This is a genomic window from Streptomyces broussonetiae (assembly GCF_009796285.1).
In the GTDB taxonomy this organism is placed as follows: domain Bacteria; phylum Actinomycetota; class Actinomycetes; order Streptomycetales; family Streptomycetaceae; genus Streptomyces; species Streptomyces broussonetiae.
In genome coordinates, this window is record NZ_CP047020.1 from 1,849,135 (window position 1) to 1,870,790 (window position 21,656).

A 21,656-nucleotide genomic window follows, 5' to 3' on the forward strand; every position below is an offset into this window, starting at 1 on the left:
ACGAACACACCGGACACCCCCGGGGCCGCGCCACGAACACCGCCGGCGGGGCCCCGCTGTGTCTGCCACAAGGCACCGGATGCCCCCGTGACGTGGCAGGGCCCGGAACACCTGGCGGGTGTTCCGGGCCCTGCCACGTCACGGGGCGCGTGTCAGTCGAGGCTGCCGAGTTCGTCGTCCAGGATGTCGAAGAGTTCGGCGGCCGTGGCCGTCTCCAGCCGCTGTTCGCCGGTGTCCCCGGTCCCGTCCTGCTGCCACTCGCCGGCGCTGCCGTCCCACCGCGCGCTGAGGGTGCGCAGCCGGGCGGCCACCCGGGCCCGCTGCTCCTCGTCGCAGGCGGCCGAGTCCAGCGCCGCGCCCAGCATCGCCTCCAGGCGCACCACTTCGGCCTCGATGTCGAGGCGGTCCTCGGAGGTCTCCAGGCCCAGTTCCGCGAGGAGGTGCCGGGCGAGGGCGTCGGAGGTCGGGTAGTCGAAGGTGAGGGTGGTGGACAGCCTGAGGCCGGTGTCTGCGCCGAGCCGGTTGCGCAGTTCCAGCGCCGCCAGCGAGTCCACGCCCAGGTCGCCCAGGGAGCGCTCGGGGTCGACGGCACTGCCGGAGCCGTGTCCGAGGACATCGGCGACATGGCCGCACACCGTCTCCACCAGCAGCTTCAGGGCGTCGGTGCCACCGAGCCCGGCCAGCCGCCGCGGCAGCGGCTCGGTGGACGCCGGTGCTTGGGTGACCGCGTGCGCGCTGCGGCGTGCGGTCACCGGAGCGAGGCCCCGGACCAGGGCGGGAGCATCCTCGGTGACCTGGACCCGGACCGGCAGCAGCAGGGCCCGGTCGGCGGCCGGGCTGTCGTCGGCCGTGAGCGCCCGGTCGAACAGGGCCAGTGCCCGGTCGGCGGGCAGCGGCAGGATGCCGTCGCGGGCCAGCCTGCGCATCCCGGTCTCGCCGAGCCCGGCCGCCATGCCCTCCCCCGTGTCCCACAGACCCCAGCCGAGCGACAGAGCCGGGAGCCCCTCGGTGCGGCGCAGTGCGGCCAGGGCGTCCAGGAAGGCGTTCCCCGCGGCGTAGTTGGCCTGGCCCGCCGCGCCGAGGGTGCCGGCGGCAGAGGAGAACAGGACGAACGCGGCGAGGCCGAGGCCGCGCGTCAGCTCGTGCAGGTGCCAGGCGGCGTCGGTCTTGGGCCGCATGACCGCGTCCAGCCGCTCGGGTGTGAGGTCGGTGAGCAGCCCGTCGTCCAGCACACCGGCGGCGTGCACCACGGCGGTCAGCGGGTGCTCGGCCGGCACGGACGCGAGCAGTGCGGCGAGCTGGGCCCGGTCGGTGACGTCGCAGGCGGCCACGGTCACGCTCGCGCCCAGGGCTGTCAGGTCGTCCAGGGCGCCGGGCTCGGGCAGCCGCCCGCTGCGTGCGGCCAGCAGCACATGGCGTACGCCGTGCCGGGTGACCAGGTGGCGGGCGATCAGCCGGCCGAGGCTGCCGGTGCCGCCGGTGACCAGGACGGTGCCCTCCGGGTCGGGCGTCGGCGCCCCGGCCGGCTCCGCGTCGGTGACCCGGGCCAGCTCCGGCACGTACACCGTGCCCTTGCGCAGGGCGAGTTCGGATGCCCCGGCAGCAACGGCGACCGGCAGGGCGGCCGACGAGGCGGGGTCGTCGTCGATGTCGGCCAGGACGAACCGACCCGGGTGCTCCACGGCTGCCGCCCGCACCATGCCCCAGATCACGGCCTGGGCCGGGTCGGGGGCGCCGTCGGCGTCGACGGCGACGGCGGACCGGGTCAGAACCACCAGCGGCCGGCCGTCCGACGCGTCGGCGACGTGCTCCCGCAGGGCGGCGAGGGCCACAGCGGCGCTCGCGCGGGCCAGCGCCGGCAGATCGGCACCGCAGGCGCGATCCACGGTGAAGGTACGGGGCTCGGGCGCAAAGCCGTCGGCGCCGACCGACAGCTCGGTCCACCGCACTCGGAACAGATCCCCGGGTGCGGGGGTGGCCGCGGTCAGCTGCTCGGCGGTCACCTGGCGGATGCGCAGCGAGGTCACCTCGGCCACGGGAGCCCCCGCGCCGTCGTACAGGCGCAGGGTCATGTGGTCGGTGCCGTGCGGGGTCAGGCGCAGCCGCAGTGCCGTGGCACCGGTGGCGTACAGGGTGACGCCCTCCCAGGAGAACGGCAGGGTCATCACGGTCGGGTCCTGGCCGTCGAGCAGGTCGATGGCGTGCAGCGTGGAGTCGAGCAGCGCCGGGTGCAGCGCGAAGCCGTCGGCCGCGTCGGCGTCGGGCAGGGCGAGTTCGGCGCAGACCTCCGCGCCGAGCCGCCACGCGCCGCGCAGACAGCGGAACAACGGGCCGTAGTGGTAACCCTGTTCGGCCAGGTGGTCATAGGTGCCGGTGACGTCCACGGGTACGGCTCCGGCGGGCGGCCAGACGGTCTCGGCGGCCGGTTCGGGCGCGGTGCGTGGAGCGAGGGCCCCGGTGGCGTGCCGGGTCCACTCGCCGTCCGTGCCCTCCGGGCGGGCGTGCACGGTCAGCTGCCGGCGTCCGTCGGCATCGGGGGCCGCGGCCGTCACCTGGAGGTGCACCGCGCCGTGCGCGGGCAGCACCAGGGGCCGTTCCAGGGTGAGTTCCTCCACCTGCGGGCAGTTCGTGCGGTCGCCGGCCTGGACGGCCAGTTCGACGAAGGCGCTGCCCGGGACGAGGACGACGCCCCCCACGGCGTGGTCGGCGAGCCACGGGTGGGTGGCCAGGGACAGGCGGCCGGTCAGGGCCACCCGGTCGTCGCCGGCCAGCTCCAGGGCGGCGCCGAGCATCGGGTGCCCGGCCGGCGCCTGGCCCAGCCCGACGGCGTCGGTGGCCCCGCCGGGACCGTCGTCCAGCCACAGGCGCTGCCGCTGGAAGGCGTAGGTCGGCAGGTCGGCGCGGCGGGCACCGGTGCCGGCGAACACCCGCTCCCAGTCCACGGCCAGACCGCGCACGTGGGCGGTGCCGAGCAGGGTCGCGAAGGTCTGCTGTTCGTCGCGGTCGCGGCGCAGGGCAGGGACGAACGCGGCCTGCTCGGCGTCCACGACGGCGTGCGCGCCCATGGCCGACAGAACGGCATCGGGGCCGAGTTCGAGGAAGGTGCGGACGCCGTCGGCCTCCAGCGTGCGCACGCCCGCGCCGAAGCGGACCGCCTCACGGACGTGCCGCGCCCAGTACTCGGGGTCGCACAGCTCGTCCTCGCCGGCCCGCGCTCCGGTCACGTTGGAGACGACGGGGATCACGGGCGGCGCGTACCGCAGTTCGCGGGCGGTCTTCTCGAACTCCGCCAGCATCGGATCCATCAGCGGGGAGTGGAAGGCGTGGCTGACCCGCAGCCGCTTGGTACGGCGGCCGGAGAATGCCTCGGCGACGGCCTGTACGGCGGCTTCGCCGCCGGAGACGACGACCGCGCGGGGTCCGTTGACAGCGGCGACGGAGACCTCGGGCGTGAGGTGCGCGAGCACCTCGTCCTCGGTGGCGTCGACGGCGAGCATCGCGCCCCCGGCGGGCAGCGCCTGCATCAGCCGGCCGCGCGCGGCGACCAGCCGGGCGGCGTCCGCCAGGTCCCAGACACCGGCGGCATACGCCGCGGTCAGCTCGCCGATGGAGTGGCCGGCCAGCCAGTCCGGGCGGACGCCGTGGGACTCCAGCAGCCGGTACAGGGCCACCTCCACGGCGAACAGGGCGCTCTGCGTGTACTGGGTCCGGTCGAGCAGTTCGGCTTCCTCCGTACCGGGCTCTGCCCACATCACCTGGCGCAGAGGCCGGTCGAGGTGGGCGTCAAGCGCCTGGCAGACCTCGTCCAGCGCGTGCCGGAAGGCCGGGTGGGCGGCGTAAAGGTCGCGTCCCATACCGACGTGCTGGGCGCCCTGGCCGGTGAACAGGAAGGCGGTCCTGCCCGGGGCAGGGCGGCCACGGACCACGGTGCCGGCGGCGGTGCCGGCGGTCAGCGCGGCGAGTGCGGCGAGGAGTTCGTCCCGGTCGCGGGCCACGACCGCGCCCCGGTGGGTGAGGGCGGCGCGGCCCGTGGCCAGGGAACGGGCCAGGTCGGGCAGCGGCCGGTCGGCCACCTCGCGCAGTCGTACGGCCTGAGCGGCCAGCGCCTTGGGGGTGGCGCCGGAGAGGACGAGCGGCAGCAGCGGGGCCGGTGCCGTGTCGGGGGCCGGCTCTTCGGCCGGTGCCTCTTCGATGATGGTGTGCACGTTGGTGCCGCTGATCCCGAAGGACGAGACACCGGCACGGCGCGGACGGTCCGTCGCGGGCCACGCCTGGTCCTCGGTCAGCAGGCGGACGTTCCCGGTGTCCCAGTCGACCTTGGTGGACGGCGCGTCCACGTGCAGCGTCCTCGGCAGCACGCCGTTGCGCATCGCCATCACCACCTTGATGACGCCCGCGACACCGGCGGCGGCCTGCGTGTGCCCGATGTTGGACTTCACCGAGCCCAGCCACAACGGCTCACCGGCGGGCCGGTCCTGACCATAGGTGGCCAGCAGCGCCTGCGCCTCGATCGGGTCACCCAGCGTCGTACCCGTGCCGTGCGCCTCGACCACGTCCACGTCGGCCGCCGACAGCCGCGCCGCCGCCAGCGCCTGCCGGATCACCCGCTGCTGCGAGGGACCGTTCGGCGCCGTCAGCCCGTTGGACGCACCGTCCTGGTTCACGGCGGAACCGCGAACCACAGCCAGCACCGGATGCCCGTTGGCTCGCGCGTCCGACAGCCGCTCCAGGACGAGCATGCCGGCGCCCTCGGACAGGGCGGTGCCGTCCGCGCCGTCGGCGAAGGACTTGGCGTGGCCGTCGGCGGCGAGGTTGCGCTGCCTGCTGAAGTCCACGAACGTGTCGACGGTCGACATCACGGACACACCGCCGGCCAGCGCCAGCCCGCACTCGCCCTGCCGCAGCGCCTGGGCGGCCAGGTGCAGGGCCACCAGGGACGACGAGCAGGCCGTGTCGACAGTGAGGGTCGGGCCCTCCAGACCGAGGGCGTAGGCGACGCGGCCGGAGGCCACGCTGCCGAGACTTCCGTTGCCGAGGTAGTCGCGCACGGACTCGGGCACGTGGCGCAGCCGGCTGCCGTAGTCGTGGTACATGATGCCCGCGAAGACGCCGGTGCGGCTGCCGCGCACGGAGTGCGGGTCGATACCGGCCCGCTCCAGCGCCTCCCAGGACGTCTCCAGCAACAGCCGCTGCTGCGGGTCCATGGCCAGGGCCTCACGCGGGCCGATGCCGAAGAAGTCGGGGTCGAAGTCGGCCGCGTCGTACAGGAATCCGCCCGCCCGGGTGCTGCAGTGACCGGCCTTGCCGGGCTCGGGGTCGTACAGGCCCTCCAGGTCCCAGCCGCGGTCGGCCGGGAAGGCGCCCATGCCGTCGCCGCCGTCGGCGAGCAGCCGCCACAGATCCTCGGGGGTGCTGACGCCGCCGGGGTAGCGGCAGGCCATGGCGACGATGGCGACCGGCTCGTCCTCGCCCGTGCCGGGTACGGCGATCTCGGCGGCGATCTCGGCCTGCGTGCCCAGGAGTTCGGTACGCAGGTAGCCCACGAGCGCGTCCGCGTCCGGGTAGTCGAAGACGAGGGTGGCGGGCAGGCGCAGGCCGACGGCGCTGCCGAGACGGTTGCGCAGTTCCACGGCGGTCAGTGAGTCGAAGCCGGACTCGCGGAAGGAGCGGCGCGGATCGAGGGTCATGTCGCTGCCGTGCCCGAGCACGGCGGCCACCTGCGTGCGGACCAACTCCGCCAGCACTGCGTCGCGTTCGGCGGGCCCGAGGGCGGCCAGCCGGTCGGCGAGCGAGGCCGAGTCGGTGCGGGACGCGGCCGTACGGCGGACGCGTGCGGGCACCAGGCCGCGCAGGATGGCCGGAACGTTCCCGGCCCGGCGCAGGACGGCCAGGTCCAGGCCGATCGGGAGCAGCAGCGGCTCGTCCGCGGCCAGGGCGGCGTCGAGCAGGCGCAGGCCGTCCTCGCTGGGGAGGGGGCGGACACCGGCGCGCGCCATGCGCTCCACGTCGGCGTCGGTGAGATGGGCGGTCAGACCCGTGCGCTGCTCCCAGAAGCCCCAGGCCAGCGAGTGCGCGGGCAGGCCGTGGTGCCTGCGGTGGGCGGCGAGCGCGTCGAGGAAGGCGTTCGCGGCGGCGTAGCCCGACTGCCCGGCACCGTCGACCGTGCCGGCGGCGGAGGAGAACAGGACGAACGCGGCGAGGCCGAGGTCGCGGGTGAGTTCGTGCAGGTGCCAGGCGGCGTCGGCCTTGGGGCGCAGTACGGCGTCCAGGCGCTCCGGTGTCTGGTCGGTCACCAGCCCGTCGTCGAGGACGCCGGCGAGGTGGACGACGGCGGTCAGCGGGCGGTCGGCGGGCAACTCGGCCATCAGCTGCTTCAGTTGCTCGCGGTCGGCCGCGTCACAGCGAGCCACGACGATCTCCGCGTCCAGGTCGGCGAAGTCCTCGGCGGCGGTGCCGCTGCGCCCGGCCAGTACCAGGCGGCGCACGCCGTGCTCGGCGACCAGGTGCCGGGCGACCAGGGCGCCGAGGACACCGGTGCCGCCGGTGATCAGCACGGTGCCGTCCGGGTCGAGGGCCGGGGCCTGGCCCCGCGGAACGGCACGGGCGAGCCGGGGCACACGCACCGTGGCGCCGCGCAGGGCGAGTTGGGGCTCGCCGGTCGCCGCGGCGGCGGCCACCGCGGCACCCGTGTCGCCGTCACCGCAGTCCACGAGCACGAACCGGTCGGGGTGCTCGCCCTGCGCCGCCCTGACCAGGCCCCACACGGCGGCACCGGCCAGGTCGGTGACGTCCTCCTCGCCCACCGCCGCGGCACCCCGGGTCAGGACCAACAGCTTTGACGTTTGGGTGCGTTCGTCACCCAGCCAGGTCTGCACGGCGGCGAGTACGCGTTCGGCCGCGCGGCGGGGGCCGGTGACCGGGTCGTCCTCGCCGACCGGCAGCACCACCCACGCGGGCACCGTGTCCAGCGCGGCCGGGCCACGCTCGTCCAGGACGGCGAACTCGGGGACGGGCACGTCGGCCCCGGGCAGTACCGTCCAGTCCAGGCGGTACAGGTCGTCCGCGCGCGCGGTCGAGGTGAGCACGGCCGGGTCGACCGGTCGGGAGACCAGGGCCTCGACCTCGGCGACCGGGGCGCCGGTGGGGTCGGCCAGCTGGACGGTGAGCGTGTCCGTGCCATGCAGCCGGACCCGCAGGGCGGTGGCTCCGGCCGCGTACAGCGAGACCCCGGTCCAGGCGAAGGGCAGCCGCGCGGCGTCCTGGCGGTCGGAGCCGTCGGTGCCATCGGTGCCTTCGGTGCCTTCGGTGACGAGGCCGTCGGCGTGCAGGGCGGCGTCGAACAGGGCCGGGTGCAGGGCGAAGGTACCGGCCTCGACGGGCAGTTCGACCTCGGCGAAGGTTTCGTCGCCGCGCCGCCAGGCCGCACGCAGTCCCTGGAAGGCGGGGCCGTAGTCGTAGCCGAGGCCGGCCAGCCGGGCGTAGGCGTCCTCGAGCGGTACGGGCTCGGCGCCCCGGGGCGGCCAGGCGGTGAGGTCGAAGCCGGGCGCGGCGGTCTGCGCGGCGAGCAGACCGCCGGCGTGCTGGGTCCAGGCCGTGTCGTCGGCGCCCTCGGGGCGGGAGTGGACGGTCAGCGCGCGGTGGCCGAAGTCGTCGGCCGCCGCCACGTGCAGCTGCAGCTGGAGCGCGCCCTTCTCGGGCAGGACCAGCGGTTCCTGGAGGGTCAGTTCGGCAAGATGACCGCAACCGAGTTCGTGGCCGGCGCCGAGGGCCAGCTCGACCAGGGCGGTGCCGGGCAGCAGGGCGGTGCCGGAGACGGCGTGGTCGGCCAGCCACGGCGCGGTGGCGGTGGAGAGGCGGCCGGTGAACAGGGTGCCGCCCTCGGCGACCGGGACGGCCGCGCCCAGCAGCGGGTGGCCGGTGGTGTCCAGTCCGGCGGCGGTGACGTCGCCCGCCCCGGCGCTGCGGCCGAGCCAGTAGCGCTCGCGCTGGAAGGCGTAGGTGGGCAGGTCGGCGGGGCGCACCGGCAGGCCGTCGAACACGGCCGACCAGTCGACCGGGAGGCCGGAGACGAAGGCCTCGCCGAGGGCCGCCAGGACGCGCTCGGGGCCGCCGTTGTCGCGCTGCAGCGAGCCGAGGCCGGTGATGTCGGCGCCCGCGGCGTCGGCGGTCTCGGCGATGCTGTGCAGCAGCACGGGGTGCGGGCTGCACTCGACGAACACGCCGTACCCGGCGTCGAGCAAAGTGCGCGTGGTGGGCTCGAACAGCACGCTCTGGCGCAGGTTGGTGTACCAGTAGCCGGCGTCGAGGCCGGTGGTGTCGGTCCGGGCGCCGGTGACGGTGGAGTAGAACGGCACGTCGGCGGGCCGGGCCTGCACGTCCGCCAGGTCGGCGAGCAGCTGCGCACGGATCGACTCGACGTGTGCGGAGTGCGAGGCGTAGTCGACGGGGAGCCGCTTGGCGCGGTCGCCGCCGGCCACGATCGTCTCGCGCAGTTCGTCCAGGGCGTCGGCGTCGCCGGACAGCACCACGGAGGCGGCGCCGTTCACGGCGGCCACCGAGACGCGGCCGTCGTGGCGGGCGATGAGTTCACGCACCCGGGCCTCGGGCAGGGCCACCGACATCATGCCGCCGCGGCCGGAGAGTTCGCGGGCGATGGCCTGGCTGCGCAGGGCGACGACGCGGGCGCCGTCGGCGAGGGAGAGCGCGCCGGCCACGCAGGCCGCGGCGATCTCGCCCTGGGAGTGGCCGATGACCGCGGCGGGCCGGACGCCGTGCGCGCGCCACACCTCGGCGAGCGACACCATGATCGCCCACAGCACGGGCTGGACGACGTCCACCCGTTCCAGCGGCCGGCGCGCCCGGACGGTCTCGATGAGGTCCCAGTCGGTGACGGGGGCGAGGGCGGCTGCGCAGTCGGCCATGGTGGCGGCGAACACCGGTGAGCTGTCGAGCAGGTCGGCGGCCATGCCGGCCCACTGGGAGCCCTGGCCGGGGAAGACGAAGACGATCCGGGACTCCCCCGCCGGCCTGCCGCGCACCACGTTCGGGGCGCTGTCATCGCCCTCGGCGAGTGCGGTCAGGCCCGCGGTGAGGGCGGGCAGGTCGGCGCCGGTGACGACGGCCCGCTCGTCCAGGGCGGCGCGCCCGGTGGCAAGGGTGTGGGCGACGTCGGGGACGAGGTCGGTGCCTGCGGCGAGGTGGTCGAGCAGCAGGCGGGCCTGGGCGGCGAGGCCCTGCTCACTCCTGCCGGACAGCACCAGCGGGAGCGGACCGGTCCAGGCGGGCTCCTCGGTGCGGGCCTCGGGCTCGGGCGCGGCCTCGACGATGACGTGGGCGTTGGTGCCGCTGATACCGAAGGAGGACACGGCGGCGCGGCGCGGTTCGCCGCCTTCCGTGCGCCAGTCGCGGGCCTCGCCGAGCAGCTCGACGGCGCCGGCCTCCCAGTCGACCTGGGAGGTGCGGCGCTGCGCGTGCAGCGTCTTGGGGAGGCGGCCGTGCCGCATGGCCATCACCATCTTGATGACGCCCGCGACACCGGCGGCGGCCTGCGTGTGCCCGATGTTGGACTTCACCGAGCCCAGCCACAACGGCTCACCGGCGGGCCGGTCCTGGCCGTAGGTGGCCAGCAGGGCCTGTGCCTCGATCGGGTCGCCGAGCGGGGTACCGGTGCCGTGCGCCTCGACGGCGTGCACCTGGCGGGGCTCCAGACGGGCGTTGGCGAGGGCCGCACGGATGACGCGCTGCTGCGAGGGGCCGTTGGGGGCGGTCAGGCCGTTGGAGGCGCCGTCCTGGTTGACGGCGGTGCCGCGCACCACGGCCAGCACACGGTGTCCGTTGCGGCGGGCGTCGGAGAGCCGTTCCAGCAGGACCAGTCCGGCGCCCTCGCCCCAGCCGGTGCCGTCCGCGCCCTCGGCGAAGGACTTGCAGCGGCCGTCCTCGGCGAGGCCCCGCTGGCGGGAGAAGTCGATGAAGGTGTCGGGTGTGGACATCACCGTCACGCCGCCCGCGAGGGCCAGGGTGCACTCGCCGGTCCGCAGTGCCTGCACGGCGAGGTGGAGGGCGACGAGCGAGGAGGAGCAGGCGGTGTCGACGGTGACCGCGGGCCCCTCCAGACCGAGGATGTACGAGACACGTCCGGAGGCGACGCTGCCGAGGTTGCCGTTGCCGAGGTAGCCCTCGACGCCTTCGGGCACGTCGGTGAGCCAGCTGCCGTAGTCGTGGTACATGACGCCCGCGTAGATGCCGGTGCGGCTGCCCTTGAGGGTGTGCGGGTCGATGCCGGCGCGCTCGAACGCCTCCCAGGCGGTCTCCAGCAGCAGCCGTTGCTGGGGGTCCATGGCGATGGCCTCGCGCGGGCTGATGCCGAAGAAGCCGGGATCGAACTGCGGCGCGTCGTAGAGGAATCCGCCCTCGCGCACATGGGTCCTGCCGGGGACGTCGGGGTCCGGGTCGTAGATGCTCTCGACGTCCCAGCCACGGTCCGCGGGGAAGTCGCCCACGGCGTCGGTACCGGCGTCGACCAGCTGCCACAGCTGCTCGGGCGTACTGACGCCGCCGGGGTAGCGGCAGCTCATCGCGACGATCGCGACGGGTTCCTGCGCCGCCTCGGTGATCTCGGCGTTCTGCCGGCGCAGCCGCTCGTTCTCGAGCAATGACTCGCGCAGCGCCTCGACGATCTGCTCGACGGATGTGTCCACGGTCGGTGTCGCTCCCTGCTGGCTCGGCGGCGCTGGTGACGCGGTGGTGAATGCGCCGGACTTGGGGTGGCCCGGTGCCGGACGCGGCGCGTCGTCCGGCAGCCGGGCGGGGCTCAGGTGGTGCTGCTGCGGTCGAGCGCGGCACGCACCAGGTCGGCCACGGCCATGGACTTGATGTCCAGGGCCCGGTCCGCGGGCGCGGTCTCGGGGGCCGACTCGGACAGCTTCAGCAGGCCGTCGAGGAGACCGGCCTCTCGGATGCGGGCGACGGGGATGCGCGAGATCAGGGCGCGCACCTCGTCGTCGCCGTGCTCCGCCTCGCCGGTGCCGGGTTCCTCGGTGTCCGGCAGGAGCCGTTCGAGGAGGTGGCCGGCGAGGGCCAACGGGGTGGCGTAGTCGAAGATCAGCGTGGACGGCAGCCGCAGTCCGCTGACCGCGTTGAGCCGGTTGCGCAGTTCGACGGCGGCCAGCGAGTCGAAGCCCAGTTCGGTGAAGGCGCGGCGTGGTTCGACGGCGGCGGGTCCGGAGTGCCCGAGGACGGCGGAGACCTCGGTGCGCACCGCTTCCAGCACGGTGTGCTCGTGGTCGGCGGCCGGGAGTTCGGCCAGCTGCTCGCCGAGGGTCCGGGCCGGCTCGTCGCGCCGCGCGCGGTGGGTGACGCCGGCCAGGGTGCGCAGCACGGCAGGTACGTCGTCGCCGCGCCGGCGCAGGGCTGCGCTGTCCAGCCGTACGGGCACCAGGGCGGGGCTGCCGGAGGCCACGGCGGCGTCGAGCAGGTCCAGTCCCTCGGCCGGGTCGAGCGCGCCGATGCCGGAGCGTTCGATGCGCTGCACCTCGGCCGCGTCGAGGCCGGCGCCCATGCCGCCGCCGGACCACAGGCCCCAGGCGAGGGAGGTGGCCGGCAGGCCGAGTCCGGCGCGGTGGGCGGCGAGCGAGTCGAGGAAGACGTTGGCGGCGGCGTAGTTGCCCTGGCCGGAGGCGTCGATGGTGCCGGCGGCCGAGGAGAACAGCACGAAGTGGGACAGACCCCGCTCCCGGGTCAGTTCGTGCAGGTGCCACGCGGCGTCCGCCTTGGGACGCAGCACGGTGTCCAGGCGCTGCGGGGTCAGCGAGGCGACCAGGCCGTCGTCCAGGACACCGGCCGTGTGCACGACGCTGTCGACGGGGTGCGCCGTCAGCAGCGCGGCGAGCGCGGCGCGGTCGGCAACGTCGCAGGCGACGATCTCGGCCTCGGCACCCGACTCCGCCAGGTCGGCGCGCAGTTGCTCCGCTCCCGGCGCCCCGGGTCCGCGGCGGCTGGTGAGCACCAGGCGGGTGACGCCGTGCCGCTCGGCCAGGTGGCGGGCGACCAGGGCGCCGAGGCCGCCGGTGCCGCCCGTGACGAGGACGGTGCCCCACGGACGGTCCTCCCCCGCGGAGTCGTCGGCGCGGACCAGACGCGGGGCGTGCGCCCGGCCGTCCCGCCACCGCACCTCCGGCTCCCCGGAGTCGAGGAGCGCGGCGAGCGCGGCGCGGTCCGGCACGGGGCCGTCGGGCGCGGGCCGTGCGACGAGGAGGATCCGGCCGGGATCCTCGGCCTGCGCGGCCCGCACCAGTCCGTGGACGGCGGCGTCGGCGAGGCCGCCGCCGGTGAGCACCACGAGCGCCGCGTCGGCGAACCGGTCGTCGGCCGACCACGCCCGCAGGGTCTCCAGGGTGCGGCCCAGTGCGGCCCGTACGGCGCCGGGCAGCTGCTCGCCCTCGGCACGCGGGGCGGTGACCGGCAGGATCACCACGTCGGGCACGGTGGCGCCGAGCGCGGTCAGGTCGGCGTGCAGCGGGGCGCCGAGGCCGAGGTCGTCGTCGCCGAGGATGGCCCAGCTACGGCGGTCGGGTCGGCCCGCGGCCTCGGGCAGCGGCTCGTCGGTGACGGCGTACAGGTGACGCTGCCGCCGCGAGGCGAGCCGGTCGGCGGTGACGGGGCGGGTGACGTAGGAGTCGACGGTGGCGAGCGGCCTGCCGTCGGTGTCCGCGAGTTCGATGCGGGTGCCGTCGGTGCCGGGGGTCACCCGGACGCGGGCGGTGCGGGCGCCCTGGGTGTGCAGAGTGACTCCGGTCCAGGCGAAGGGCAGGGCGATGCCCTGCCCGGACTCCGACTCCGCCTCCGCCTCCGTGTCCAGGAGCGAGGTGACGTGCAGCGCGGAGTCGAGCAGCGCCGGGTGCAGGGCGTGCCGGCCGGCGTCCTGCCGTGCGCTCTCGGGCAGTTCGAGTTCGGCGAGCAGGGTGTCGCCGTGGCGCCACGCGGTGCGTACGCCTTGGAAGACCGGGCCGTAGTCGTAGCCCTCGGTGTGCAGGCGCGGGTAGAGGCCGGTGACGTCGAGCGGGGTGGCACCGGGCGGCGGCCAGGCACCGGACGCGGTGGCGGTGGCGGTCGCGGTGGCGGTGGTGGTCGCGGTGGCGGTGGCGGTCGCGGTGGCGGTGGTGGTCGCGGTGGCGGTGAGGGTGCCGGTGGCGTGCCGTGTCCAGCCCTCGTCGGCGGGGGCGGTCTCGGCACGCGAGTGGATCTCGACGGTGCCGTCGGAGCCGGTGGCGACCTGGAGGCGTACGGCGGTGTCCGCGGGCAGCACCAGCGGGGCCTGCAGGGTCAGTTCCTCGACGACGGGGCGGCCGGTGAGCCGTCCGGCGTGCAGCGCGAGGTCGACCAGGGCGGCGCCGGGCACCAGGACCGTGCCCAGTACGGCGTGCTCGGCGAGGACCGGGTGGGTGGCGAGGGAGATCCGGCCGGTGAGCAGCACACCGGCGTCGCCGGGCAGATCCAGCCGGGCGCTGACCAGCGGATGGTCGACGGAGGCCAGTCCGTGCCCGGCGGCGTCGCCGGCGCTGACGGTGGCCGTGGGCAGCCAGTACCGGCGGCGGTCGAAGGCGTAGGTGGGCAGCTCGACCCGGTTCCCGGCGTACGTGTCGTAGAGCACCGCCCAGTCGACGTCCGAGCCCCGGGTGTGTACGGCGGCCACGGCGGCGAGCAGGCCGGGCAGTTGAGGGGTGTCCTTGCGGACGGTGGAGACGAAGGCGGCGTCCTCGGCGTCCGGCAGGCAGTCCGGGCCCATGGCGGTGAGGACGGGCCCGGCGCCGAGTTCGAGGAAGGTGTCGGCACCCTTCGCCGCCAGTGTCGCGACGGCGTCGGCGAAGCGCACGGTCTCCCGTACATGACGCACCCAGTAGTCGGCGGAGCCGAGTTCGGTGGCGGTGGCCGGCGCGCCGGTGAGGGTGGAGACGATCGGCACCGTCGGTTCCGCCGCCCCGATGCCGGTCATGACCTCCCGGAACGCGTCCAGCATGGGCTCCATGCGGGGCGAGTGGAAGGCGTGCGACACGCGGAGCCTGCGGGTGGTCGTGAAGTGCGCGGCGATCTCGGTGACGGCGTCCTCGTCGCCGGAGACGACGACGGCGCGCGGGCCGTTGACGGCGGCGATCCCGCACCGCCCGTCCAACAGCGGGGCCACCTCGTCCTCCGAGGCCTGTACGGCGATCATCGCGCCGCCCTCGGGCAGGGACTGCATGAGCCGTCCCCGGGCGGCGACCGCGGTCACGGCGTCCGGCAGCGGCCACACGCCCGCGACGTGCGCGGCGGCGAACTCGCCGACGGAGTGCCCGGCCAGCCAGTCGGGGCGCAGCCCGAAGGACTCCAGCAGCCGGTAGAGGGCGACCTGGGTGGTGAACAGGGCGGCCTGGGTGTAGGCGGTCTGCTCCAAGGTCGCGGTGTCTTCGCCGAACACGACCTCGGCGAGAGGGCGTTCGAGGTGTTTGTCGAAGAGCGCGGCGGCGCGGTCGAAGTGCTCGGCGTAGACGGGGAAGACGTCGTACCAGTCGCGGCCCATGCCGGGGCGCTGGGCACCCTGTCCGGAGAACAGGTAGGCCAGGGTGCCGTCGGTGGCGGAGCCGGTGACGAGCAGGCCCGGTGCGTCGGTGCCGCGCGCCAGGGCGTCCAGCGCGGTGGCGGCCTGGTCGGCTCCGGTGGCGAGGGCGACGGCGCGGTGGGGGTGGGTGCCGCGGCTGGTGGCCAGGGCCAGGGCCAGGTCGGCAGGTGAGGCGTCGGTCAGCTCCAGCAGCCGGCGAGCCTGGCCGCGCAGGGCCTCGGGCGAGCGGGCGGAGACCGGGAGGGCGAGCACGGGCGGGGCGGTGGCGGGGTCGGCCCCCGAGGCAGCCATGGCCTGCGTGGGCTCCGGCTCGGTGAACTCCTCGAGGATCACATGGGCGTTGGTGCCACTGATCCCGAAGGAGGACACACCGGCGCGGCGCGGCCGGTCCGGCGTCCGCCACGGGCGCTGCTCGGTGAGCAGTTCCACGGCTCCGGCGCTCCAGTCGACCTGGTGGGACGGCGCGTCGACGTGCAGGGTCCTGGGCAGCACGCCGTTGCGCATCGCCATGACCATCTTGATGACACCGGCGACACCGGCGGCGGCCTGGGTGTGTCCCATGTTGGACTTGATGGAGCCCAGCCACAGCGGGCTGTCCCCGGTGTGCTCGGCGCCATAGGTGGCCAGCAGCGCCTGGGCCTCGATCGGGTCGCCGAGCGTCGTACCGGTGCCGTGCGCCTCGACGGCGTCGACGTCGGCCGCGGTGAGCCCGGCGGCGGCCAGCGCGGCGCGGATGACACGCTGCTGGGAAGGGCCGTTGGGGGCGGTCAGGCCGTTGGAGGCGCCGTCGGAGTTGACGGCGGAGCCACGGACCACCGCGAGCACCTGGTGGCCGCCCCGCAGGGCGTCGGAGAGGCGCTCGACGACGATCATGCCGGCGCCCTCGCCCCACCCGGTCCCGTCGGCCGCGGCGGCGAAGGACTTGCAGCGGCCGTCGGCGGCCAGCCCGCGCTGCCGGGCGAAGTCCACGAAGGTGTCCGGCGTCGACATGACGGTGACGCCGCCGACCAGGGCCAGATCGCACTCGCCCTGCCGCAGTGCCTGGGCCGCGAGGTGCAGGGTCACCAGCGAGGAGGAGCAGGCGGTGTCGACGGTGACGGCCGGTCCCTCCAGACCGAGGGCGTAGGCGACGCGGCCGGAGACGACGCTGCCGAGGCTGCCGTTGCCGAGGTAGGCGGCGAGGTCCTCGGGCACCTCGGCGAGCCAGGTGCCGTAGTCGTGGTACATGACGCCCGCGAAGACGCCGGTGCGGGAGCCGCGCAGGCGGTGCGGGTCGATGGCGGAGCGCTCCAGGGCCTCCCAGGACACCTCCAGCAGCAGACGCTGCTGCGGGTCCATGGCGGTGGCCTCGCGGGGGCTGATGCCGAAGAAGCCGGCGTCGAACTCGGCCGCGTCGTACAGGAAGGAGCCCTCGCGGGTGTAGGTGCGGCCGGGGGTGCCGGGCTCGGGGTCGTACAGCGTCTCGGTGTCCCAGCCGCGGTCGGCCGGGAAGTCGCCGACCGCGTCGACACCGTCGGCGACCAGCCGCCACAGGTCCTCCGGGGAGCGGACCCCGCCCGGGTAGCGGCAGCTCATGCCGACGATGACGATCGGGTCGTCGTCGCCCGCGGTGCGTGTGACGAGGGCGGCGGTCTCCTGCGGGCCGGTGCCGAACAGCGTGTCGCGGATGTGGTCGGCCAGGACACGGGAGGTGGGGTGGTCGAAGACGAGGGTGGCGGGCAGCCGCAGCCCGGTGGCGGCGTTCAGCCGGTTGCGCAGCTCCACGGCGGCCAGCGAGTCGAAGCCGAGGTCGGTGAAGGCCCGGCCGGGATCGATGGCGGACGGCCCGTCGTGCCGCAGCACGGCGGCCACTTCGGTGCGCACCAGGTCGAGCAGGGCGCGGTCGCGGTCGGCGGCGGGCAGCGCGGCCAGTGCGCCGTCCGTGGCAGGGGTGGACACGGCGGCGTTCGCCGTGGCGCGTCGGACGGCCGGGCGGACGAGGGTGGTCAGCAGCGGCGGGATGCCGTCGGGGCGGCGGCGTACGGCGGCGGCGTCGATCTCCACGGGCACCGGGCGGGGCGCGCGGGAGCGGAGGGCGGCGTCGAACAGCTCCAGCGAGCGTTCGGCGGTCAGACCGGGGACGCCGTGGCGCGCGATGCGCTCCAGGGCCGCGTCGTCCAGGGCGGCGCCCATACCGCTGTCGGTGGCCCACAGGCCCCAGGCGAGCGCGGTGGCCGGCAGACCGAGTCCGGTGCGGTGCTCGGCGAGGGCGTCGAGGTAGGCGTTGGCGGCGGCGTAGTTGCCCTGGCCGGGGCCGTCGAGGACGGCGGCGAGGGAGGAGAACAGCACGAAGTGGGCGAGTTCGCGGTCCCGGGTCAGCTCGTGCAGGTGCCAGGCGCCGAGCGCCTTGGCGTGGAAGACCTCTTCGACCATCTCGTCGGTGAGGGTGTCCACGATGCCGTCGCGGACGGTGCCCGCGGCGTGGACGACGGAGTCGACGGGGTGCTCCGCGAGCAGGCGGCGCAGTGCCTCGCGGTCGCCGACGTCGCAGGCGGCCACGGTCACCTCGGCGCCGAGCGCGGTGAGTTCGGCGTGCAGCTCGGGCGCCGTACCGCGGCGGCCGGCCAGCACCAGGCGACGTACGCCGTGGGCGCGGACCAGGTGCCGGGCGAGCAGCGCGCCGAGGCCGCCGGTGCCTCCGGTGACGAGGACGGTGCCCCAGTCGGCGGCGGACGCGGGTTCGGCGGCGGGCTGCGCGGTGAGCCGTGGAACGCTGAACCGGCCGTCGGTGAGGGAGAGTTCGGGCTCCGCGGTGGCGAGGATCCGGCGCAGGTCGGCCTCGGTGGGCAGCGCATCGTGCTCGACGAGGACGTACCGGCCGGGGTTCTCGGCCTGGGCGGAGCGGACCAGACCGCGCACGGCCGCGTGGGCGGGGCTGGCGGGCGGGGTGACGACGACGAGCCGGGTGTCGGCGAGCCGCTCGTCCGTCTGCCAGGTGCGCAGCAGCCGCAGGACGTCCAGGACATGGGCGCGCGCCGAGGCGGCGTCGGCTTCCGCCGGGCCGGGCACGCGGTGCACGACGGCGTCCGGCGCGGGATCGGCCGGCAGGGTGTCCGGGTCGCCGTCCAGGACGGCGGTGCGCAGGGGTGCGGTGGTCGCCGGGTGAGGGTACGGCGACCACCGCACCGCGTACAGGACGTCGTCGGCCTGTACGGGCCTCGAGGTCAGGCCCTCGATGTCGGCCACCGGGGCTCCGGTGGCGTCGGCGAGGTGCAGGGCGATGGTGTCGGTCCCGGCGCGGGTGATCCGCACGCGGACGGCCGCCGCGCCGGCGGCGTGCAGGGTGACCCCGGTCCAGGCGAACGGCAGCAGTACCTCGGGGCGCGGCGGGGCGTCGAGGTCGGCGGCGTGCAGCGCGGCGTCGAGCAGCGCCGGGTGCAGGCCGAACTCGCCCGCGTCGGCGGCGGCCCCGGCGGGCAGGGCGACCTCGGCGTAGACGTCGTCTCCCTGCCGCCAGGCTGCGCGCAGCCCCTGGAACGTCGGCCCGTAGCCGTACCCCTGGTCGGCCAGGTCCGGGTACACACTCGCCACGTCGAGGGGCTGGGCCTGCGGCGGCGGCCAGACGGTGAGATCGGCCGCGGCGGCCGGGGCGGCTGGGGCGGCCGGGGTGAGGGCCCCCGCGGCGTGCTGGGTCCAGGGCGCCTCGTCGTCGGCGCGCGTGTGGACGGTGACGTTGCGGCGTCCCAAGTCGTCGGGTTCGCCGACGGCGACCTGGACGGCGACGTCCTCGTCGGCACGGAGCACGAGCGGGGCGCCGAGGGTCAGCTCCTCCAGGCCGGCCGCGCCCACGTGGTCGCCCGCGCGCAGGGCGAGTTCGACGAAGGCGGTACCGGGGAACAGCACCTGGCCGGCGATGACGTGGTCGGCGAGCCAGGGCTGGGTACGGGTGGACAGGCGTCCGGTGAGGACGACGCCCTCTGCGCCGACGGCGACCACGGCGGCGAGCAACGGGTGTCCGGCGGGGAGCTGGCCGAGGCCCGTGGCGTCGGTCGGGGTGCTCTGCGCCAGCCAGAAGCGGCGGCGCTGGAAGGGGTAGCGGGGCACGTCGACGCGGCGCCCGCCGAGCGAGGCGAAGTGCCGCTGCCAGTCGACGGGTACGCCCCGGGCATGGGCGGCGGCGAGCGCGGCGACGGCCTCGCGGGCCTCGGGCCGCTCGCGCCGCAGCACCGGCAGGAAGGCGGTGCCGGGTACGTCGGTGCAGTCCGGGCCCATGGCGGACAGGACCGCGTCGGGGCCGACCTCCAGGAACGTCCGTACCCCGGAGTCGGTGAGCGTGCGCACGGCGTCGTGGAAGCGGACCCGGGCGCGGACGTGCTCCACCCAGTACTCCGGGTCGCACAGCTCGTCGGTGACGAGGGCGCCGGTGACGGTCGAGACCACCGGCAGCCTGGGCTCGGCGTAATCCAGGACGTGCACGACGCGCCGGAACTCGGCCAGCATCGGTTCCATCAGCGGCGAGTGGAAGGCGTGGCTGACCCGCAGGCGCTTGGTGTCGTGGCCGCGCGCGGTGAGTTCGGCGGCGATGCGCTCGACGTCGTCCACGTCGCCGGAGACCACGACGGAGGCCGGGCCGTTGACGGCGGCGATACCGGTGCGCGCGGTGAGCAGCGATGCCACCTCGTCCTCGGTGGCGCGGACGGCGACCATGGCGCCGCCCTCGGGGAGCTGCTGCATGAGCCGGCCGCGGGCGGCGGTGAGGATCGTGGCGTCCTGGAGGGTGAGCACGCCGGCCACGTGTGCGGCGGCGATCTCGCCGACCGAGTGTCCGGCGAGCTGGTCCGGGGTCAGGCCCCAGCTCTCCAGGAGCCGGTGCAGGGCGACCTCGACGGCGAACAGGGCGGGCTGCGCGTACTCGGTGCGGTGCAGCAGTCCGTCCTGCGCGGTGCCGGGTCCGGCGAACAGGACGTCCGTGAGCGGGCGGTCGAGCTGGAGGTCGAAGTGGGCGCAGACGTCGTCGAGGGCGTCGGCGAACACCGGGTAGAGGGAGGCGAGTTCGCGGCCCATGCCGATGCGCTGGCTGCCCTGTCCGGTGAACAGGAAGCCGAGTTCGCCGTCGGCCCTCGCGGTGCGGGGCGTCTTCCCGGAGGCCAGGTCATCGAGCGCGGCGCGCAGTTCGGCGCGGTCGGCGGCGACCAGGACGGCCCGGTCGGGCAGGGCGGCACGGGTGGTGGCCAGCGAGTGGGCGAGGTCCAGCGGGTCGGTCTCGTCGACCAGGGGCAGCAGGTCGGCGGCGCGGGCCCGCAGGGCGTCCTCGCCGCGGGCGGACAGAGCGAAGGGCAGGGGGGTGCCGGCCGGAGGTTGCGGGCGGTCGCCCTCTTCGGCTTCCTCGGCCTCGGGCTGTTCCAGGATGATGTGTGCGTTGGTGCCGCTGACCCCGAACGACGAGACGCCCGCCCGTCGTACCCGGCCGGTCTCGGGCCACGCCCGCTGTTCGGTGACGAGTTGCACGGCGCCCGTCGACCAGTTGACGGCCGGGGTGGGCTCGTCGACGTGCAGGGTCGCCGGTATCCGTCCGTGCTCCATGGCCAGGATCGTCTTGATCATGCCGGCGACACCGGCGGCGGCCTGGGTGTGGCCGAGGTTGGACTTGACCGAGCCGAGCAGCAGCGGGGCGTCCTCGGCGCGGCCCTGGCCGTAGGTGGCCAGCAGGGCGGTGGCCTCGATGGGGTCACCGAGCCGGGTGCCGGTGCCGTGCGCCTCGACCACGTCGACGTCGGCGGAGGTGAGTCCGGCGCCACTGAGGGCCCGGCGGATCAGCCGCTGCTGGGAGGTGCCGTTGGGCGCGGTCAGGCCGTTGGAGGCGCCGTCCTGGTTGACTGCGGACCCGCGGACGACCGCGAGCACGTGATGTCCGCCCCGACGGGCGTCGCTCAGCCGCTCCAGGACGAGCACGCCGACGCCCTCGGCGAATCCCGTGCCGTCGGCCGCGGCGGCGAACGCCTTGCAACGGCCGTCGGGGGCCAGACCGCGCTGCCGGCTGAAGGCGGTGAACACACCGGGCCCGCCCATCACGGCCACGCCGCCCGCGAGGGCCAGCGAGGACTCGCCCTGGCGCAGCGAGCGGCAGGCCAGGTGGACGGCGACCAGGGAGGCGGAGCAGGCGGTGTCGACGGTGACCGCGGGGCCCTCGGCGCCGAGCACGTAGGCGACGCGGCCGGAGATGACGCTGGAGGCGTTGCCGGCGAGCAGGTAGGCGTCGAGGCCGTCCGGGGCGTCGTGCAGACGCGGGCCGTACTCCTGCACCTCGGCGCCGAAGAACATGCCGGCCGGGGTGCCGCGCAGCGCGGTGGGGTCGATGCCGGCGTCCTCCAGGGCCTGCCAGGAGGTCTCCAGGACGAGCCGCTGCTGCGGGTCCATGCCGAGCGCCTCACGCGGGCTGATGCCGAAGAACTCGGCGTCGAACTCGGTGGCGGTGTCGAGGAATCCGCCGCTGCGGACGTAGGCGCTGCCGGGTACCTCGGGGTCCTCGGCGTAGAGGGCGTTCAGGTCCCAGCCGCGGTCCTTCGGGAACCCGGAGAGGACCTCGCCGCCGTCGTTCAGCAGCCGCCAGAGGTCGGCGGGCGAGGAGATGCCGCCGGGGAAGCGGCAGCCGATGCCGACGATGGCGATCGGTTCGTCGGCGTCGCCGTCACCGGCCGGCTCGATCCGCTCGTCCGCCGTGCCGTGGACCTCGGCGAGCAGCCGGGCGGCCAGGTCGTGGACGGTCGGGCAGTCGTAGGCGAGGCCGACCGGCAGTTCGAGGCCGGTCCGCTCGGTGAGCCGCCGGTGCAGGTCGACCGCGGCGAGCGAGTCGAGTCCCAGCGCGGCGAGCGGTGCGGCGGGGTCGAGCGAGTCCACCGTGCCCGGCCGGGCCGCCTCGATCGCCTCGGTCACGGCCGTGCGCACCAGTTCGGTCACCAGCCTGCGGTGCTGGGACGGTACGGCCGTGGCGAGCCGTCGCGCCAGAGCTGAATCGGATCCGGGCCCGTTCATCCACGCATCTCCACTTTCGGCCGACACCGGTTTTCCTCACCTTTTTCCACAC

The 21,656-nt window shown here is 75.4% G+C and carries 2 protein-coding genes; both read right to left on the reverse strand.

The window, feature by feature from the left end:
- Window positions 1-152: 152 nt before the first annotated feature.
- Window positions 153-10,697 carry a type I polyketide synthase gene (locus tag GQF42_RS08725; protein WP_158919076.1) on the reverse strand — a complete coding sequence of 3,515 codons (10,545 nt, stop codon included), beginning with the start codon at window positions 10,695-10,697 and terminating at the stop codon, window positions 153-155.
- A 113-nt stretch (window positions 10,698-10,810) separates the two neighbouring features.
- Window positions 10,811-21,604, reverse strand: coding sequence for a type I polyketide synthase (locus GQF42_RS08730; RefSeq protein WP_158919077.1), 10,794 nt, complete (start codon window positions 21,602-21,604; stop codon window positions 10,811-10,813).
- Window positions 21,605-21,656: the final 52 nt, after the last annotated feature.

What these genes read in the sequence shown, in the direction of transcription:
- GQF42_RS08730 (WP_158919077.1), bottom strand. Translation starts at nt 21,604, where the DNA reads ATGAACGGGCCCGGATCCGATTCAGCTCTGGCGCGACGGCTCGCCACG.